The sequence below is a fragment of the Streptococcus lactarius genome (assembly GCF_016642265.1).
GTDB classification, from domain to species: Bacteria; Bacillota; Bacilli; order Lactobacillales; family Streptococcaceae; genus Streptococcus; species Streptococcus lactarius.
Window position 1 is genome coordinate 297,237 of record NZ_MRXX01000001.1, and the last position, 3,549, is coordinate 300,785.

Genomic DNA, 3,549 nt, shown 5'->3' on the forward strand with positions numbered 1-3,549 from the left:
TTAAAAATGTCCCCCGGACATTTTTAATCCTCAATAAAATCACGCAATGGTTTGCTTCTGCTTGGGTGGCGGAGTTTGCGGAGGGCTTTGGCTTCGATCTGACGGATCCGTTCACGGGTCACGTTAAAGACTTTGCCGACATCTTCCAAGGTCCGCATTTTACCATCATCGAGACCAAAACGTAAACGTAGGACGTTTTCTTCACGGTCTGTCAGGGTATCAAGGACTTCATCCAATTGTTCGCGCAAGACAACACGAGTGGTGTAGTCTACTGGATTTTCAATCACTTCGTCTTCGATAAAATCTCCCAAATGGCTATCGTCCTCTTCCCCGATTGGCGTTTCAAGAGAAACAGGCTCTTGGGCAATCTTCAAGATTTCACGCACCTTATCTGGCGTCATATCCATGCGCTCAGCGATTTGTTCAGGCGTTGGATCTTGTCCCAATTCTTGTAAGAGGTTCCGTTGTTCCCGAACCAACTTGTTAATGGTTTCCACCATGTGAACCGGGATCCGAATGGTACGCGCTTGGTCTGCAATGGCCCGAGTGATGGCCTGACGGATCCACCAAGTGGCATAAGTAGAGAACTTAAACCCTTTGGTATAGTCAAACTTATCAACCGCCTTCATCAAGCCCATGTTTCCTTCTTGGATCAAATCCAAAAATTGCATTCCACGACCGACATAACGCTTCGCAATGGAAACGACCAAACGAAGGTTGGCTTCTGCTAGACGTTGCTTGGCTTCTAAATCACCTTGTTCTACCAAAATAGCCAATTCTTGCTCTTCTTCGTTGCTCAACAAAGGAACAACCCCAATTTCTTTCAGGTACATCCGAACTGGGTCGTTGACTTTAGCAGAGTTACTTCCAAGCAATTCCTCATCTGTTAATTCGGGTTCTTCTTCATTGGTTAACACACGCGCACTAGGGTTGCCATCTTTATCTGTAATTGAAATTCCTGCATCTTGAATCCGTTGCAAGAGATCATCAATTCCGTCTGCATCTAGTGAGAAAGGAATCACCAATTTGTCATTAATATCATCATCTGTAGCAGTCCCACTTTTCTTGTGGCCACGAATAAATTCTGCAATTTGAACGTCTAATGTTGTAATATCTTTTTGTTCTTTCGCCATTCCTACTCCATTCTTCTTTTTTGAGCGATCAAACGCTCAAGCTCCAATAAAGCTGTTTCCGCATCTCCTGTAGAGGAGGCTTCTTTCACTTTATTTCCAATTTGTTGGTTTTCTTTACGAAGCAACTCGCGCTGACGCGTTTCTTCAACTTCTTCTAATTCACCATCCGAAATCTCTTCTGGTAGGTCTTCTTCCAACATGCGATACCAGGCATGCTGAACCCCTTCTGGTTGTTCTGATAAATCCTGAGAAGTAACTTCCCCATTTTGGCACAACAACTTGTACAAAACTTGAAGCTCAGGCGTATCGAAGGAAAAATCCGATCGCAATCGGTAATCATTCAGAATCATTGGAAAATCCTTCATCCGATTCAAGAGATGATTTTCCGCCTTCACCAAGCGCGACATTCCACGATTTGGCAAGAGATCCACTGAAAAATTAGATCGCTTAGAAGCTCCACTTTTTTGCGTGGCTTCTCGCTGTTGCAGCCGGCTATTATTGACAATCTGCTCAACCTGCACATAGTCAAAATCCGGTAGCAAATCAGCTAGTTTATAAATGTAGGCATTTTGTGCAGTGATAGACTGCGTCTGTGCAATAATAGGGGCAAGCTTTTCGACAAATTCAATCTGCGCTTGCAGGTTCTCAATATAGGACGGTTTCCAATAGTGCATTAAGAACTCGACCTTACTGATTCTGGAATCCTTTAATAGACTGGCTAACTCTTCCGGTGAGGTTTTCTTAAGATACTCATCCGGGTCCATCTGGTCTGGAATACGCACAATTTCAAGATCCAGATCTTGCAAGACATCTAAGGCCTTGACCGTCGCCTCTAACCCTGCCTTGTCTCCATCATAGGTCAAAATCACTTTTTTTGTAAAGTGGGATAAGTGATGGACATGCTCTGGAGTCAGAGCTGTTCCCATGGAGGCCACTGCATTTTCAATACCCGCTCGATAAGCCGCAATGACATCCATAAAGCCTTCCATCACATACATTTCACGGAGCTTTTTGGCACTCGTCTTAGCCTGGTCTAAATGATAGAGTTCAAAACTTTTATTAAATAAACGCGTGCTTCGACTGTTCTTGTACTTGGCTTGATGACTGCCGTCCATAGCCTCTTTCCATAGTCGACCTGAGAAGGCAATCACACGCCCTGTATCATCTGTCAAGGGAAACATGATCCGATCCTGAAAGGCATCAAAAACTGTCCCTGCATCGGAGATCGTAAACAAGCCCGAATCTGTAATGACCTTTTCAGAAAACTTCTCAGAGAGATTCCGATAAAGATAATTTCCTTCTGCAGGAGCCAAGCCCAATTGAAAATGGCGGATGACCTCATCAGTCAGGCCACGTTCATGCAAGTAGTTTCGCGCTTCTTCCCCCATCTTGGTCGTCATCAGAATCGCTTGGTAAAACTTACTCGCCTCCTGATGAATGTCATATAATTCTTGATTGGGATTCACAAGTGTTGGTTGATGCGGCCTTGCTTGGTTTTGGATGGCAATTCCTGCTTTTTCAGAAACGATTTGAACCGCATCCATAAAGGTAACCCCTCGGTATTCTTCAATGAACTTAAAGACATCCCCAGAGCGACCACATCCAAAGCAATGGTAAAACTGCTTATCTTCAACGACATTAAAGGAGGGAGTCTTTTCTCCATGAAAAGGGCAAAGGCCTAAATAATTGCGACCTGCCTTACTGAGAGAAACTACTTCCCCAATGATTTCAACAATGTTGACACTGTTTTTAATCTCTGCTATTTGCTCTTTATCAACCATAAACAGTGCCTCCATTTTACCATAGACTATCATTTTCTATTTTATACTAAAAATCCCTAAATGTAAATTTTTTCCTATCAATTTCAATCATTATGGACACATTTTCGAAAAAATATCACTAATTTAAAAAATTTTAGGCAAATTCCTTGCCAGCTCCATCAATTTCCGTTATACTATCAAAGTAAAAAATTATTATGAAAGGACATATTTAGGATATGTTGAAAGATTTGAAAGCTTTTCTCCTTCGTGGGAACGTTGTAGACCTTGCTGTTGCAGTCGTTATCGGAGCTGCATTTGGAGCTATCGTAACATCTCTTGTGAACGATATCATCACTCCACTTATTTTGAAACCAGCTATGAAAGCTGCTGGTGTTGAACAGATTGCACAATTATCATGGAACGGTGTGGCATACGGTAGCTTCTTGAGCGCTATTATCAACTTCCTTGTTGTTGGTACTGTTCTTTTCTTCGTAGTAAAAGCTGCTGAGAAAGCTCAAAACCTTGGTAAAAAGGAAGAAGCTGTTGAAGAAGAAACTCCTGCTCCAACTCAAGAAGAGTTGCTTGCAGAAATCCGCGACTTGCTTGCAAACAAATAATCAAATAAAAAGATCCGATCTGAACTGCACCCCAAAAGT

At 42.5% G+C, this 3,549-nt stretch carries 3 protein-coding genes; 1 reads left to right on the forward strand and 2 read right to left on the reverse strand.

Annotated elements, in window-relative coordinates; genetic code table 11:
• Positions 1-23 precede the first annotated feature (23 nt).
• Together rpoD and dnaG are read right to left on the reverse strand one after the other, a co-directional pair.
• Positions 24-1,133 (reverse strand): RNA polymerase sigma factor RpoD, encoded by a 1,110-nt coding sequence (gene rpoD / locus BTU61_RS01605; RefSeq protein WP_200772057.1) that lies wholly within the window; start codon positions 1,131-1,133, stop codon positions 24-26.
• A gap of 2 nt (positions 1,134-1,135) precedes the next feature.
• The gene (dnaG, locus tag BTU61_RS01610; RefSeq protein ID WP_200772058.1) at positions 1,136-2,914 is read right to left on the reverse strand and encodes a DNA primase; all 1,779 of its coding nucleotides are present in this window, start codon (positions 2,912-2,914) and stop codon (positions 1,136-1,138) included.
• Positions 2,915-3,129: 215 nt separating this feature from the next.
• Between dnaG and mscL the strand changes: the two genes are divergently transcribed.
• Entirely contained in the window at positions 3,130-3,510 is a 381-nt protein-coding gene (gene mscL, locus BTU61_RS01615; RefSeq protein WP_200772059.1) for a large conductance mechanosensitive channel protein MscL, read from the forward strand.
• Positions 3,511-3,549 lie beyond the last annotated feature (39 nt).

Excerpts from the sequence above, each read along its gene's own strand:
- rpoD (WP_200772057.1), bottom strand. The coding sequence starts at position 1,133 with ATGGCGAAAGAACAAAAAGATATTACAACATTAGACGTTCAAATTGCA.
- dnaG (WP_200772058.1), bottom strand. The coding sequence starts at position 2,914 with ATGGTTGATAAAGAGCAAATAGCAGAGATTAAAAACAGTGTCAACATT.
- mscL (WP_200772059.1), top strand. The coding sequence starts at position 3,130 with ATGTTGAAAGATTTGAAAGCTTTTCTCCTTCGTGGGAACGTTGTAGAC.